The organism is Bradyrhizobium sp. Crot121 (assembly GCF_059512385.1).
Window position 1 is genome coordinate 1 of sequence record NZ_JCAMOR010000124.1, and the last position, 13,557, is coordinate 13,557.

Below are 13,557 nucleotides of genomic sequence, written 5' to 3' on the forward strand. Positions count from 1 at the left end.
TTGAATCCGACTTGAAGAGTAACCTCTACAAGATTTGGAATCGAATGAGCTCAGGCGCCTACTTCCCGCCACCTGTTTGTGCCGTCTCCATTCCGAAGAAGAGCGGAGGCCACGCACGGTTGATCTGCAGACGGAGAGCTCGGCGTTATCGCCCAGCAACCAATTATCGATGCTGAGCACAGCGTGCCCTTGTCCTTGGAAGGGAGGTCGAAGAGGACTCTTGATCTGAGACTCACTGATTTTGAGGCTGATCTTCACTTGGCCACAGGCGCCGCAACAACATCCCGATCAGAGGAAACTTCGCAATCTGGCAAGTTCCGTGATGTGATCGGCTGACAAGACGTCCGGTATGAGCGGAGGCTGTGGCGCGGTGTGGATTTGGTAAAGATGACGTGTGGCCTCACGCTTGGTCATAAACTCTCGTATGCAGTCGTCCAGTGTGCCTTCCGCCGACAGATATGTACTTTTGTCTGCACGACGCTCATTTTTTATGGAGGGCCATTTGCGAAGCATCGCGGGCGCATCGTGTCGTTCGCGTCCGTCATCTCTGTACTCGATCCTTCAACGCGGCGCTCTGTCCACGGAATAGCCGGGAAGTAGCCTCATTGCCTCACGAGGCCCCATCACACTGCCACCCCGAAGCCGCGTCGAATTCTTCGCAAACGGCACAAAGCGGGCGTCCTGGACTGATCAGCGTTCGCTCGCAGGCAGCAACCCCGCTAACGCCTTGGCTTCCGATTTGAGAGCATCGATTGCCGCCTTGCGCGCACCGGCATTGAAGCGAGTCCTGATCGCCGACACTGAAAGGGCGCCCCTCAGTTCGCCGTGTACGTCGATCAACGGCACGGCCGCCGCGGCGACCTCCGGGTCCCGCTCTCCGATCGAAACATAAAAGCCTCGGTCGCGGATTTTCTTCCCTTCGGCGTTCGCTGGCTCGCGGAATACAGTGAGAATTCGCCCGGCGGCTCCGCGATCAATGGGCAATCGCTGACCTTCTTCGAGATGATGTCGAACTGAACGTGGAGAATTGACGCGGTAAAGACAGATACGTTCGTCCTTGTCTGCAACATAAAAGGATGCAGTTTCCCCAGTTGCCTCGACCAGTCGACGAAGCGATGGCCGGATGATTTGGCCAAGATCAAGGCCGCGCTGATAAAGCACCCCAAGGCGCCACAACTCCGGTCCTGGTCGAAACAACCGGTCCGCGCCGCGGACGAGAAAGCCGTCAGCCTCCAACGAAGAGGCCAGTCGCAGCACTGTGCTCTTGTAAAGGTCCGCCGTCTCCGCGATCTGCGTCAGTGTCATCGCAGTACGCTCCGCGTTGAAACTTTTCAGGATTGCGAGCGCTCTGCTGACCGCGTCAACTCCTGTCTTGCTCATTTCTGCTCCGGTTCTGCACTATAGAACAACTATCAGAGCTAGGGGGTGAACCCTATTTCAGAAGCATTGAGGCGGTTCTGCAAGCCAGAATAGTTTGACTCTTCTTCTAACTAAGAGTATCGGTTTTGCACGTAACGGAAGTTCTGAGACGCGAAACAATGGAAGGGGTAGCCAAGGCTGGCCGTGACTTGCGCGAGGTGATGATCCGCTGAGACTGATTGGTGGCTCGGCGCATGGCGTCGGGGGTGTATGATCACCTGATCCAGATGCACGCAGGGGAACGAGATCTCGTTCGTCTTCCTGCCGCACCACATACTCGGCGTTCTTCTCGGGGTGCGCAGCGATCTTGCCGCCATATGCCAATATGAAGAGCGGCTCCGACCTAGACGGCCCGAAGCTCGGCATCACGGCTCCTGGTTCCTGGACGGGCAGAATGGCGCGCCATTGCATCAAGATGCCGGGATTGGGACCGCGCGACGTCAACATCATCGCGGTCGGGAGCGATGCGCCGGACGTGGTGGCACTCGACCCCAAAAAAGTCGACGCGCTGGTCTATTTCGATCGCATTGCGACCCTGCTCTCGAGGAAGATTGGGGCCAATTCGCTGTTCGATGCGCGCACCGTCGAAGGCGCCAAGACTGCCTTTGGCGGGATCCGTCTAGCGCCTGTCGCTACCTGCCGCAATCTTCATCGACAAAAATCCCGAAACCGCGCAGCGCTTGGTCAATGCCCTGCTGAAGAGCCACCGCTGGGTCAACTCTGTATCAACGGAGCAGTTCGTGGCGCAGTCCCGGCACAGTACGAAACTGATCGCGAGGTGAACATCGAGATCCTGAAAGCGTCCAAGGCGCCGTTTTCCCGGGCCAGCCTAATGGACGCCCAACCGCCCAAGGTACCCCCGGCTGTGTTGAGCGGTTTCTACCCAGGATCACCGCGGCAAGCAAAACCTTCACCGATCGCCTCGCTGGCGTGCGGCCCAGCGGTTGAACTAACAACGGCGGGCGCCGAAGATACCACAAAGTAAGGCTTCGTCATGTCCCTGCCGCTCACCGGCATCCGTGTCCTCGACCTGTCAAACGTATTGGCAGGCCCATTCTGCGGCTACCATCTCTCGCGCCTCGGCGCGGAGGTTATCAAGGTCGAAAACCCCAATGGAGGCGATCTCGCGCGGCGCCTTGGCGCCGATCCGGAAAGGGCAGAGCGCCTTCAGGGCCTCTCCTTCGTCAGCGTCAACGCCGGTAAGCAGTCGGTGGCGCTCAATCTGAAGTCTGAAGCGGGAAGCGAAGCGTTTGTCGGGCTGGTGTCCGAGGCCGACGTCCTTGTCGAAAACTTCCGGCCAAAGGTCATGGAGCGGCTTGGTCTCGGTTTCGACGCGTTGTCCAGGCGCAACCCGCGCCTCATCTATTGTGCAATCTCAGGCTTTGGGCAAAACGGTCCTTGGTCCGCCCGCCCGGCCTACGACCAGATCGTCCAGGGCCTTTCCGGCGCGATGAGTGTTACCGGTGATGCAGCCACGGCTCCGCTGCGGACTGGCTTCCCGATCTCCGATACCATCGCCGGGCTAACGGCCGCCTTTGCTATCGCCGCGGCGCTCGTCGAGCAGCAGCGAACGGGCAGGGGCCGCTTCATCGACGTGTCGCTGCTCGAGGCGACCATCGCGGCTATGGGATGGGTGGTTTCCAATCACCTGAATGGCGGAGTCGAGCCGCGGCCGATGGGGAACGAAAATTTCACGGCCGCACCCTCCGGCACGTTCTGCACCGCGACCGGACCGCTGAATATCGCCGCCAACGAGCAGAAGCAGTACCGGACACTTTGCGATCTGATCGGCCGGCCGGATTTGAAGACGGATCCGCGCTTCGCGAAGCGGGAAGCACGTAAACTGAACCGCGGAGCGCTTAACGATGAGCTGAACGTGGCGTTGAGCTGCAGGTCTGCGGAGGAATGGGAGGCGCTGTTGAATGCCGCCGGCGTCCCTGCCGGCTGTGTGCTGACCGTCCCGCAAGTTTTGCGTGAGCGGCAGGTGCTGGAGCGCGGATTTGTCGAGACGCTGCCGCTCGATAGGGCTGGCGAACCGCCATTACGCATTACGCGCCCTGGTTTTCGGCTGGATGAGGCGTTTCCTGCCCCCGCGCTCCCCCCGTCGCTCGGTGCGGACACGGAGCGATGGCTGGCTCGACTCGGTTATACAGATCCGGAAATTGAGCACCTTATCGCAAGCGGTGCCGCCGGAACGTCATGTCAAGGAGGAGCTCATTTTCCGCGGGTCCGCCCGGCAACAGATGGAGCAGCGTGACGACCAGGCAGTTGCGCGCAAGCAAACCACTGCCGGGCATAGGCTAACGGGATTGGAAAACAGGGATGAGCGAAACGGAGCTGCGAGAGCAGGCCGCCCATTGGTGGCGGAGCTCTATATGCGACATCGCCCCCGGGCGGATCGCCTATCGCGGATACACGATCGAGGAATTGATTGGTCATATTTCGTTCCCCGCGATGATCTGGTTGATGCTGCGTGGCGAGCTACCCACACCGGCACAGGAGCGGCTCTTTGAGGCTGCCCTGGTTGCATCGGTGGATCATGGCCCACATGCACCTTCCATCGCCATCGCGCAGATGGCTGTGAGTTGCGGGCTGCCGCTCAATGGCGCGATGGCATCCGCAATCAACACGCTGGACGGTGTGCATGGCGGAGCGGGGGAGCAGGCGATCGAGCTCTATGACGAGGTCCTGCGACGCAGCGAGACCAAGGACCTCGATGAGGCTGCCGCGGAGGTGATCGACCATTTCACCGCCGCGCGCAGCAAATATCTGCCGGGCTTCGGTCACCGCTTTCATCCCGTCGACCCGCGCGCTGAACCGCTACTCGCGCTAGTCGATGCTGCGATCAGTGAAGGTGCCGTCAACGGTCGCTACGCCAGCGCTGCGCGCGCGATCGAGCGCGTTATGCGCGAGCGCAAAGGCAAGCTCATCCCGCTGAACATCGATGGAGCCACCGCAGTCATCTACGGGGAGCTGGCCTTTGCTGCACCCCTGGCCCGCGGCATTTTCTGCTTGTCACGGGCGGTAGGGATTCTGGCCCATGCATGGGAGCAGACCGGACGCAAGGACCGCAACAAAGGCCCGATGCCCAAGCAGTTCGCCTACAAATACGAGGGGCAGCCAAGGCGCAGCCTAAAGCAAGCGCCATGATGTACCATAAGGACTGCCGAGCTCATCGAAACGCGCGTCTTTTCGGCCACCGCCAATTGCGTCGGTTCGGATTGCGCGGACGTCAACCGTGGAGACAAGCCGGCTGACTGCTTCATCGAGGGCCGTGGTTCGAGGCGTAGGGAAATCTCTATCTAGTCAACATTTCCTTGGCCGCATCGTCAGGCTTGCACCCGGTGGCTCCTGGTCCTCGATCGTCAATAACGCTTGGCGGAATGGCCTGGCCGCATTCTCGCGTCCAACAACGTCTGGGGCGTGCCCCTGATGAAAGATGGTGCTGTAAGATCGGCAGGTTTAGTCATTCTTCGGAACGAGTGGTCCGGTCGTGCTGGCAATGGACGCCAGACGCTGTTCGTAACTCGTGCATAGCTGGGCCACGTCTTCGTCCTGGCATCGGATGGCGAGTGCATCGCTCCTCAGTCCTGCGCTCGCTCGACGTGTTCTGAGCCTGCCCATGACGGGCAGGCTCTCTCGACCTTTTTCGCCGCTGTTACTGTGCGGTGATCTGCGCCAGGATAAGCGCGGCAATGGTGAGTTGAGCGATCGACGGCGCCAGATTGCCCCTTGAGACCTTGCCCCGCAGATAGTTGCTGAACTTGCCACCCTCCATATAGACATCCTGCAACCATTCCCGATACGCGGCGAGAGGGTAGCACAAGGATTCTTGCGGATTCGACTTCGATTGCGGATGGCTGGCGAGGTAGTGGTGAGGATATTTTCCACGCTCGCCGTTCGTCGCCGCCAAGTCGTCGTCGCAGCAGTCTTTCGACCAATGCTGTCCGATCGAGATATCAACGACGTTCTTCTCCCGATATCGGCACTGGCCATGATCAGTTCGTAGATCACGGTGGGGGCCTCGTTGAAGACGTGCAAGAAACCCTTTGGCGCGGACTGAAAATTGAGCACGATGCGCTCATGCCATTTGTCGAACTTCTTCGAGAAAGCGCTGACGCCGCTGATCCGGAAGACGCAGCCCTATGCCAAGCGCGTCGCGCACCAGGGGCATTTGGGTCGAGCCAAAGCTGCTGGCCGAAATCGAGTACCGCGCCAGATCGGCCAAAGGCAAGGTGCGACAGCCGGTCTTCAAAGGCTTGCGGGAGGACATGCAATGAGATGGTGCCCGCGCTGCGATAACTGCCGGTGGGTTTGCGAAATCATTCGGACCAGCCTACCCATGCGTGCACCTGCGGCGGCGCCGGTATGCCGTGCCCATTTTGCAATAAGAGCGGTGACGAGTCGTCGTCCCCGGCGCTGCCAAAAGGATTGTTAGCCGCGACGACGACGCGTCCTTAAACGCAAAAAAAGCCCGGCGACCCATCAAGGACCGCGGGGCATTGTCGTTTTGTGATTGGGGGGTGCATTGCTTCACGGGCCACGGCCTCGTCAGCTTCTCGACAGCTTGCCCGAGTAGGAAGCTCAGCTGATCTGTAGACGTGAGGCTAGCGTGGACCCGCACAATTTTGACCCCTCCAATGTAGCAGCTTCGTCAGAGGTGCAGCACGCCCTCACGGAAGATCAGCAAGCGGACACGGCGGAGCAAGAAGCCTTTGAGCAGCAATTTGAAGCGGCGCGCCTGGCCGATACGGCGATGCCCGACCGGGGGCCGCGCCGTAGCCCCCCTGCCAATGTGGCTAGCGACAGCCAGCAGCCCCGGACGAGTTGATGGGGGCACTTGCCAGGAGCAACCTCCTGCCAAGCGAGGAGGTCCTCATCAACGATGAGCATGACACAGCCGAGTTGAGACCAGCGAAGAGGCCGAGGACCCTAAACAATCCGCAAAGCGTTGCCATTGAGCGGCAGCTGAGCGAGATCGCTAATTCAGGTGGAGGTGGTGGAGCAATGCCGGCCGCCTCGGCGCTGCAGCCGGCTCCGTCAACGGGGATTGTGATAGGGTGGGACAGGCGGCCTCTTTATTCCGAGGATGCTCCCATTATCTTGGGGCTTGAGGGGGCCCTCATCAAGGGCGGGATGAACGAAGGCTGGGCCAAGCAGTATGTAGGTTATCTTCGTAGCTTTAGCCGTTGGCTCTTCGCAAAAAACAAGCCGAGCATTGTTGCTCGGCTCGAGAGTAAGTCGCTGAGCGGTGATGTGTCCGAGTTCACCGGAAGGGGTAATCCCAAGAACCTCCTTAAGGCAATAGACCATCTCCGGACCTTCCGGTCGACAGGCGTGCCGATCGTACACCGCCGCGCAAAGCGCAATCCTCACCCCCAGAACGCGGCCCTCATCAATCCTGAAGACGCTGTACTGATCGAGCCGAGGCGCGTCGACCAGGCCGCTGCGCAGCACAGCGCGTGGCAGGAAGCCGGCAGTCGGCCCGAGGGGATTCGGGGACTGCAGGATGATCAACCCGCCCCGTCGGTTTTCGTCCAAGAGCACGTCGCGTTCGACCCAGAGCAGATGTCTCCGGGGGAGCTTCGGCGAGTGCTCGATCATCTGGATGATCAATCTATGCCTTCTCCAGAGGGGCTTCTCCGACTGGAACAGGAGCTTCGCCAGGACATTCAGGGAGGCAGAATAATCAACCCGCTCCATCATTTTCCGTCGGTCCAGATTTCGATCCAGAACAGTTCACTTTTGAACCGGGGGAGCTTCGGCGACTACTGGATGATGAACCGGCGCAGTTGGGAGTGGCATCTAGCTCAGGCCCGGCAGATCAGTAGGCTTAGCCGGGCCCGCTGCTGAATCTATCAATGTACCTCCCCCTGGATTTCCAGCACCGCCCCCAATGGGCGTCGGAAGACTTCATGCAAGGGATGAGCTTGCACAACCTGCTGCCGAGCGCGTCTCAGCCGGCGACAAAATCCCTCTCGGCGGCGTGAACTACACGGCCACATTGGAGGAGCATCAGATTTTTCTGCGCCCAACATGAATAGCGGATTGTCGCACGGCAAAGAGGATGTAAGCTCTCGGCTTTGAGCCCGGGGAATGGCCTCCCAACCGGCTTTCTCCCATAGGTACGTAGAGCCGTTGGGAACGTGGTGGTACCGGCGCAGTTCGAGAGCGGCAGGTGCAGGTATTTCGTGATGAGGGAAGCGAGGAAGCCCGCCATTGCGGCAATCGCAAGCATCATCCACCGCACGCCGCGCGCTCGCATCAGAAGATCATGCATCGCGTTGACCTTGATTTGCACGTTGGAGAGCTGCGCGGTGACGTGCTCCAATTTCGTTTGCAGACGAATGACGCGGTCGCGGGTACCCGTGGGTCATTTCTCGATCGCCTTGATTGCGGCGACCGCGGCGACAGCCGTCGACACTCCGATGAAGAACGAGGTGAAGATCGCCTGCTCGGTCTTGTCCCAAGTGGATTGCCCGTCGATGCCGGGCTTGCCGATGCTCGGGCGCCCCAAGAGCCGAGCCTGTGATGGATCAGTTCCGGCGCGAGGACGATCATCATCATCAGGACGGGTCGGCCCCCGAGTCTTCTTTCTGACAAATCTGCGCATTCGGGTTGTCCGCGTTCCGAAGGGGCGCTACCCGCGATGGTGCGTCTGCGCGCCGAAAGATCATCCGCAGTGGGCCGGCTCCTTCCTGATGAGCGGCTCCGTCATCACGGTTATCGCCCGCATCGCTCCATCCGAAAGGAGCACGGCCGTGATTGAAGCCATCCTCGGCGTGCTGACGTCGATCCTGTCGGCGCTGTTCAACTGGCTGAACGCCCGGGTCGACGCGGACAAGAAAAGGTACTGGATGTTCGATATAGCGAATGCGCCGCCGACCGCTTGTCGCAAATTTTGCCAAGAGCAAAGTTCGAGAAGGTGTTTACCTACAAGGGCGATTTCATTTGGACGTGGTGCGTCAGCAGACGCCGTTTCCGTGGGATCGTCTCATCAAGGCGGTCAATCGGCCGTGGTGGACAGGATCTCACCATGCTGAGCAGACGAGCGTCTCGGTGCCTGCGGTCCGGTGAGAACGGGGCCGGAAGACGCTGGGGCGGACAGCGTCCTCTCCGTTCCCGCGCTCTCTAAGCCCCTTACAGCAACGAGAGCTGCATCTGCGGCTCTCCTTTGCGCCTCTGACGATAGCACCTGCTGATCACTTGACTTTTTCGGATCTGTGCCCCGGCGCGACCGTGGGCACGGGCGCGCCGGGGCCTTGCTCCCTCTTAGTCTAGCCAACCTGGGGGTATAGGGGGCTGCGGTAGATCAGCGAGAGGTCGCACGATCAGAAAGCACAGCGGCAAGGCTGACGTCAGCGCACATTCGTGCTCCTACACAAGGAACTTTGGCCCGAGCAGCGAGAGCTGGATATCGACGTGATGCCCCCGCCGCTTGAGAAAGCCCTCCAACGACGGCGGTACGTCGCCACGATCGTCGATTTTGAGATAGACGAATGAAGTGCGCCTACGTTCGTCCGCTTCGCGCGCCCGACGGTTGATGGTCTGGCCAGGTCGGTACGAAAACTCGGCGGAGAATGCCTACCGGCGCAAACGGATTGGCGCGGGCGCACGACCTCATGCGGGTCCCGGCTGCGGCTGATCAAACGAGTTGGGGAAGGCCGGGAACGGAATTGAGGACCTCGTCCACGAGTTCGTCGCCGGCATGTTCGTCGGCGAACGCGATCGTCTCGTTGACGAGGCCGGCGATCTTTCCTAGGCTGAGACCCTCATTCATCAATTGCTGGCCGAAACCGGTGACGCCGGCTCCGCCGAGGACGCTGCCGCCCTCTGAGTCTTCACCATCATGCTTCGTCACTGATTCCGAAGCGCCGGGAATGGACTCGATCATACGCCCCACGGGGCCGTCGGCTCCCTCGCGTTGCAGGAACCCAGCATCATGGCAACGGCCTTCTCTGCGAGAGCCGGGTCGACGCCGACATCGGTGGCGATGCGCGAGACGAATTCTTCTATGCAGGGTTTCTCGCTTGAGGGCGTGTGGTCAGTTATCGCATCCATAGCACGATAGCTGCGAGAGTGACGACTGGGCGGTAATTCGGGCAGTTTTTTCGTGGGTTGCTACGCGTCGGAACTGTTTGAGCTTACCGAAGCAGCACTCCACCAGATGTAGTTGTTCATAGAGAGTCTGCCGGGTTTGTAACCCTCGGCGGTCACGACGATCAAGATCGGCATATCTACCCCTTAGAATGCATTTGTGGGACCGATCCATCGTGTGATTGTCGTCCATCAAAGCATTGATTTACGGATAATGAGAATGGCGAATACTTGAGCTTGGTCGAGGTCAGATAATTGGCGATCTTTGTCCTGTCTGCGACAAAGAGGTGGAGAGGGAATATCAGCGGAGGCTCGTGTCCGTTCTGATCGGCATGTACGTCACAAGTCTCGCGTGGCTCATACCGCGCCGTCTGTAGACAAACCTTGGTATAGGTTTTGCAACCGGTTCTATATCGCCTGTTTACCTCTGTAGAGTTGAGCCACCCGTTGAGTCGTGTGTACTTTCGACGTCGAAGCTGGACCATTTGACAATCGGGGGGTCGCGAAACCTTAAGCTCACTTGATAGGCTGTTGCGTGCCATTGAGGCGCGAGGGACGAAGTTGAATGGAAACACGTGAGCCCACTTTCGCCTTGGAGATCCATCAGCACATTGTTTCGTTCCTGCAGAAGTCAGATCCAGTGATTTTGGACATTGGCTGCTACGACGGCGTTGCCTCGTTACGTTTTCTTCGGCTTTGCCCAGAGGGCTGAGCCCTGCTGCTTCCAGCTGCCCCCGGGCGATTGCTCGCTTTAGAGAAAAACATTGGTGCCTATCTTGAGAAGGTGCCTCTAATCAACATCGCGATCAGCGATCAAAATGGCAGGGCCGAATTTCATGCAAGCGACGGAGATGGAGAAGCTCAGGAACATGAGCCTTTAGATCACCATACGAAGACCGTTGATTGACATTCGAAAAAAATAGACTGGCACGTCTGGCTGAGTGGTCGTAGTTAGATAGTGGGAAACACAGCACGGCTTCCGTTATACAACTGAAGTCTGTAATGGGAGCAACTGGCGAACCTTTGCACTTGACCGCTGCCACTATGAAGGCAGCTGGAGGTGCTAAGGGAGTGATCTGAATCTGCCGCAAGCCTGATGACCAATGTTGGTCTGGTCCCGCTGACGCGTGATCCGACGCTCTTCGGAGTTGGAAAGTTGAATGCCCGCCTTTGATGCCGCTATGTTTTTTCTGGCCGCAACGACGTTTTTTGCGGCCTTTGTAAATGGAGCCATCGGCTACGGCTTTTCGTCACTCACTGTACCCCTTGCGCTGGTTTTCTACACCAATCGCATTCTCAACCCCGCCATCGTCATCATCGAGGTCTTCGTCAACGTCTACGTCCTCTCCATCAATCTGAAGGGCGTGCCGGCGGTTTGGAAACGCATATTTCCCATCTTGCTCGGGCTCTTGCCGGGCATTGCGATCGGCGGCTATGCACTGGCCTCGCTGCAGCCGGGCTGGATCAAATTCGCCACCTACACGATCATTCTGCCCCTGATCCTGCTGCAAGCCGCCGGTTGGCGCCGCCGGATCGAGGCAAGCTGGCTAATCGGCCTGCCATTCGGGTCGATGCTGGGCGTCCTCTACTCGGTGACGACCATCTCAGGCCCGCCTTTGGCGATGCTGTTCAACAATCAGGGCCTCGTCAAAAACGAATTTCGCGCCGGACTAGCCCTGGTTCGTGTGGCGGAATCGAGCGTAACCGCCTTCATCTATTATAAGCTCGGCCTGTTCATTTCAGAAAGCGGCAGCCTGCTTTATGTCTTTATTCCTAGCGTCGTGCTCGGCATTCCGCTGGGATCTTATGTTATCCGCCGGCTTGATCCGGAGATCTTCCGCCGCATCTGCATGAGTTTTGATGCCTGGGTCGTGGGCTTCGGCCTGTCACGGGTGCTAATCGAGCTCGCCCTGATGCAGAGCCCGTGGGCCTATGGCGTGATGGCGGCAACGATCCTGATCGATCTTTACCTGCTATACACGTTCTTCACGGCACATAACGGCGGCCCTGGGCGACCTCAGAGACAAGCGCGGCGCGCCGAGCGCGAGGTTAGAGCGAGCTCAAGTTGAATGGATCTGGTGTTCTGTCCGCATAACAGAAATGCACACGATCAAACGGGCTGGCGTTCCGTTCAAAGGATCCGGGCGCGCCGCCGCGGCCCGCTCGATGATCTCGGCGACCAAACGGGCTGATGTTGATCGGCTGCCGTCTGCAACTGTCGATTTAGCGAGTCCGCTCCTGGACCTGACTCAATCCACAAGCCGTCCGAATGCATAGGTGTATTCGAGTGCCATGCGGCGTGCATGTTCAGTGAGATTGGCGGCGGCGCTGTGCCCCCATCGATATTCTCATAGTAGAAATAGGGCTGGCCCAGCGCAGTGAGCCTGGCGGCTGCCTTGCGGCCATGCGCCGGATGCACGCGGTCGTCCTTGGTGGACGTGAGGATGAAGGGGACCGGGTAGGTCTTGCCCGGGACCAGCTTCTGATAGGGCGAGTAGGCCTCGAGCCACTCGCGCTGCTCGGGAATGGCGGGATCGCCATATTCGCCGGTCCAGGAGGCGCCGGCGCCCAGCTTGGTGAACCGAAGCATGTCGAACAGCGGCACCTGCACGATCGCCGCGTTGAAGGGGTCGGGTCGCTGGGTGATTGCGGTCCTCACCAGCAGGCCTCCCTGGCTGCCGCCGACCACGCCGAGCCGGCGCGGAGAGGTGACGTTCCGGCGGATCAGGTCCTCTGCAACGGCGATGAAATCATCCCATGTCCGCTGCTTCGTTGCCGCCTGGGCAGCCTCGTGCCATAGCGGCCCGAACTCGCCGCCCCCGCGCAGGTTCGCGACGACATATGCATTGCCCTGCTCGAGCCAGAGCCTCCCCATAACCCCCGCATAGGACGGCAGGAGCGGCTTCTGAAACCCGCCATAGCCATGGAGAAGGGTTGGGGTCGACCCATCAAACCTCGCATTCCGGGGCCGCACCAGAAAGTAGGGAATCCGGGTGCCGTCGCGCGAAGTTGCCTCGAACTGCTCCACGATATGCTGGGACGCGTCGAACTGCGGAGGTGCCATCTTCAGTGGCTCGAGGCGTTGGCTTGCGGCGTCGAAGTAGTAGAGCGACGTCGGCCTGAGGAAGTTGGAGACGGCGAACATCACCTCCTCCGTTTCATCGGAAGCGGCTTGCAGGCTCACGCTCGCATTCTCCGGGAGCGGGATCGGGGTGGCCCGCCAGGTCCCCTGATCGTACTTGTAGACGAACGCCTTGCCCTGAACATTGTCGAGGATCGTCAGATCAACAGGCTCCTGGTGGCCGCGAAGCCGCCGAGCGCCTGCCGAGCCGCTGGTTGGAAGACCAGTGACGGCCTGGCGCTGAGCGGATCCTGTTTCCATTCGTCCAGGTCATACGAGATCATCGAGCCGGCCGCGAAGCGACTGTCGCCGGATGGCGCCCAGTCTTCGTTGAGCGTCACAAGCAGGCGGCCACTGGCGATGCCGCCGATGTTCGCCTTCTTTGGCAGGTTGAGCTTGATCGGCCCCTTGGGCCCGAAAAGCACATACTCCTGCTCGAACCTGCTGATGGCGCGCATGGCCCCGGTCGCATGGACCTTGCCTTCACTGTCCCGCAGCACGAATGGCACCGTACTGGCATCGGTCGGTTCGCCGCGGAAAACCTCGCGCGCTTGAACGAGCGGCTGAGCGCGCTTGAGCTCTTTCACGACGAAAGGGTAGCCGGCCTTCGTCATGGTCCCTTGGCCCCAATCTCGTGCGATGAGGATCGTGTCCCCGTCGACCCAGCTGACGTTCTGCTTTCCCTCCGGAAGGTCGAAGCCGGTCGTGACGAAGGCTTTGGCGTTCCGGTCGAACTCGCGCACGAACGCCGCGTCCTTGCCGCCGTCTGATAGTTTGGCCAGGCACAGGCGCCCTTCAGGGGGCAGGCAGCTGCCGCCTCGAAAAACCCAGTTCTTCCCCTACCATTACAGTTGTAATTTTTTCTTGAGATGGGCTTTGCGCGCAGTTGCCTGATGAGCCCTGCGCCAGAACGACCATGC

Annotated in this window: 11 protein-coding genes and 4 pseudogenes; 7 read left to right on the plus strand and 8 right to left on the minus strand. The window is 59.8% G+C overall.

Annotated elements, in window-relative coordinates; all coding sequences use genetic code 11:
- Window positions 1–690: 690 nt before the first annotated feature.
- Complete coding sequence (locus AC5ZGW_RS43095; protein WP_035692612.1) at window positions 691–1,380, minus strand: IclR family transcriptional regulator; 690 nt, start codon at window positions 1,378–1,380, stop codon at window positions 691–693.
- Window positions 1,381–1,813: 433 nt separating this feature from the next.
- Here AC5ZGW_RS43095 and AC5ZGW_RS43100 point away from each other — a divergent pair, with 433 nt between their 5' ends.
- From AC5ZGW_RS43100 to AC5ZGW_RS43110, 3 genes are all read left to right on the plus strand, one after another.
- Entirely contained in the window at window positions 1,814–2,404 is a 591-nt protein-coding gene (locus tag AC5ZGW_RS43100; protein WP_165421448.1) for a type 2 periplasmic-binding domain-containing protein, read from the plus strand.
- 9 nt (window positions 2,405–2,413) lie between these two features.
- Window positions 2,414–3,676, plus strand: a complete 1,263-nt coding sequence (locus AC5ZGW_RS43105) for a CaiB/BaiF CoA transferase family protein (protein ID WP_028168737.1) — start codon at window positions 2,414–2,416, stop codon at window positions 3,674–3,676.
- A gap of 65 nt (window positions 3,677–3,741) precedes the next feature.
- Window positions 3,742–4,569: a citryl-CoA lyase gene (locus AC5ZGW_RS43110; protein WP_028168738.1), complete on the plus strand. Its 828-nt coding sequence runs from the start codon at window positions 3,742–3,744 to the stop codon at window positions 4,567–4,569.
- 508 nt (window positions 4,570–5,077) lie between these two features.
- Here the strand turns inward: AC5ZGW_RS43110 and AC5ZGW_RS43115 are convergent.
- A pseudogene (locus AC5ZGW_RS43115) lies at window positions 5,078–5,398 on the minus strand (BstA C-terminal domain-containing protein); the annotation flags it as partial.
- Window positions 5,399–5,524: 126 nt separating this feature from the next.
- Between AC5ZGW_RS43115 and AC5ZGW_RS43120 the strand changes: the two are divergent.
- Window positions 5,525–5,699, plus strand: a pseudogene (locus AC5ZGW_RS43120) (ATP dependent DNA ligase); the annotation flags it as partial.
- Between the two features lie 550 nt (window positions 5,700–6,249).
- The gene (locus tag AC5ZGW_RS43125; RefSeq protein WP_245475080.1) at window positions 6,250–7,272 is read left to right on the plus strand and encodes a hypothetical protein; all 1,023 of its coding nucleotides are present in this window, start codon (window positions 6,250–6,252) and stop codon (window positions 7,270–7,272) included.
- Between the two features lie 103 nt (window positions 7,273–7,375).
- Here the strand turns inward: AC5ZGW_RS43125 and AC5ZGW_RS43130 are convergent, their stop codons facing one another.
- Both AC5ZGW_RS43130 and AC5ZGW_RS43135 read right to left on the minus strand, forming a co-directional pair.
- The gene (locus tag AC5ZGW_RS43130) at window positions 7,376–7,750 is read right to left on the minus strand and encodes a hypothetical protein (RefSeq protein WP_130229965.1); all 375 of its coding nucleotides are present in this window, start codon (window positions 7,748–7,750) and stop codon (window positions 7,376–7,378) included.
- Window positions 7,751–7,792: 42 nt separating this feature from the next.
- Window positions 7,793–7,936 (minus strand): hypothetical protein, encoded by a 144-nt coding sequence (locus tag AC5ZGW_RS43135; protein WP_155255601.1) that lies wholly within the window; start codon window positions 7,934–7,936, stop codon window positions 7,793–7,795.
- Between the two features lie 184 nt (window positions 7,937–8,120).
- Here AC5ZGW_RS43135 and AC5ZGW_RS43140 point away from each other — a divergent pair, with 184 nt between their 5' ends.
- Window positions 8,121–8,462, plus strand: coding sequence for a hypothetical protein (locus AC5ZGW_RS43140; protein ID WP_130229967.1), 342 nt, complete (start codon window positions 8,121–8,123; stop codon window positions 8,460–8,462).
- 602 nt (window positions 8,463–9,064) lie between these two features.
- On the opposite strand, the pseudogene AC5ZGW_RS43145 reads toward AC5ZGW_RS43140, so the two are convergent.
- Both AC5ZGW_RS43145 and AC5ZGW_RS43150 read right to left on the minus strand, forming a co-directional pair.
- Window positions 9,065–9,435 (minus strand): annotated as a pseudogene (locus tag AC5ZGW_RS43145) (hypothetical protein).
- 32 nt (window positions 9,436–9,467) lie between these two features.
- Window positions 9,468–9,604, minus strand: a pseudogene (locus AC5ZGW_RS43150) (IS5/IS1182 family transposase); the annotation flags it as partial.
- 1,072 nt (window positions 9,605–10,676) lie between these two features.
- On the opposite strand from AC5ZGW_RS43150, the gene AC5ZGW_RS43155 reads away from it, so the two are divergent.
- Window positions 10,677–11,585 carry a sulfite exporter TauE/SafE family protein gene (locus tag AC5ZGW_RS43155; protein ID WP_130229969.1) on the plus strand — a complete coding sequence of 303 codons (909 nt, stop codon included), beginning with the start codon at window positions 10,677–10,679 and terminating at the stop codon, window positions 11,583–11,585.
- Between the two features lie 62 nt (window positions 11,586–11,647).
- Here AC5ZGW_RS43155 and AC5ZGW_RS43160 read toward each other — a convergent pair whose 3' ends face one another.
- Both AC5ZGW_RS43160 and AC5ZGW_RS43165 read right to left on the minus strand, forming a co-directional pair.
- Window positions 11,648–12,898 (minus strand): prolyl oligopeptidase family serine peptidase, encoded by a 1,251-nt coding sequence (locus AC5ZGW_RS43160; RefSeq protein WP_245475081.1) that lies wholly within the window; start codon window positions 12,896–12,898, stop codon window positions 11,648–11,650.
- On the minus strand, window positions 12,796–13,380 hold the full coding sequence (locus AC5ZGW_RS43165; protein WP_245475082.1) for a hypothetical protein: 585 nt from the start codon (window positions 13,378–13,380) through the stop codon (window positions 12,796–12,798). Before AC5ZGW_RS43165 ends, AC5ZGW_RS43160 begins: the two co-directional genes overlap by 103 nt.
- Window positions 13,381–13,557: the final 177 nt, after the last annotated feature.

What these genes read in the sequence shown, in the direction of transcription:
- AC5ZGW_RS43095 (WP_035692612.1), bottom strand. Translation starts at nt 1,380, where the DNA reads ATGAGCAAGACAGGAGTTGACGCGGTCAGCAGAGCGCTCGCAATCCTG.
- AC5ZGW_RS43100 (WP_165421448.1), top strand. Translation starts at nt 1,814, where the DNA reads ATGGCGCGCCATTGCATCAAGATGCCGGGATTGGGACCGCGCGACGTC.
- AC5ZGW_RS43105 (WP_028168737.1), top strand. Translation starts at nt 2,414, where the DNA reads ATGTCCCTGCCGCTCACCGGCATCCGTGTCCTCGACCTGTCAAACGTA.
- AC5ZGW_RS43110 (WP_028168738.1), top strand. Translation starts at nt 3,742, where the DNA reads ATGAGCGAAACGGAGCTGCGAGAGCAGGCCGCCCATTGGTGGCGGAGC.
- AC5ZGW_RS43125 (WP_245475080.1), top strand. Translation starts at nt 6,250, where the DNA reads ATGGGGGCACTTGCCAGGAGCAACCTCCTGCCAAGCGAGGAGGTCCTC.
- AC5ZGW_RS43140 (WP_130229967.1), top strand. Translation starts at nt 8,121, where the DNA reads ATGAGCGGCTCCGTCATCACGGTTATCGCCCGCATCGCTCCATCCGAA.
- AC5ZGW_RS43155 (WP_130229969.1), top strand. Translation starts at nt 10,677, where the DNA reads ATGCCCGCCTTTGATGCCGCTATGTTTTTTCTGGCCGCAACGACGTTT.
- AC5ZGW_RS43160 (WP_245475081.1), bottom strand. Translation starts at nt 12,898, where the DNA reads ATGGAAACAGGATCCGCTCAGCGCCAGGCCGTCACTGGTCTTCCAACC.